Annotated in this window: 1 pseudogene; it reads left to right on the top strand. The window is 39.3% G+C overall.

Annotation, left to right across the window (positions count from 1 at the left end):
- Positions 1-219: pseudogene (locus D0T85_RS22620) on the top strand (UDP-N-acetylglucosamine 2-epimerase); the annotation flags it as partial.
- Positions 220-331 lie beyond the last annotated feature (112 nt).

Genomic DNA, 331 nt, shown 5'->3' on the forward strand with positions numbered 1-331 from the left:
TTCAACAAGTCTTTCCACGGACGTACGTCTTTAGCTGTTGAGGCTACCGATAATCCAAAGATTATAGCTCCGATCAACAACACTCATGTCGGCAAAAGTATAGGCAAACTCATTGGCTGGAGATACTTCGAGAAAATCGAAGAAATATTAATTAAGGAGAATCCTGATTGGGTTTTAGTATATGGAGATACAAATTCTACAATTGCAGGAGCTTTATCGTAGGTAAGCTTTTTCAGGTACAGTTTCCGCTTGTCCTTCAGTTTCACTGATTGGAGTAAGTGAGAGCTGAATTTCCCTATCCAACTTTATTAACTCGTCTTTCAGGGTTTTC

This window comes from Bacteroides sp. 519 (assembly GCF_010500955.1).
Classification (GTDB): Bacteria; Bacteroidota; Bacteroidia; order Bacteroidales; family Bacteroidaceae; genus Bacteroides.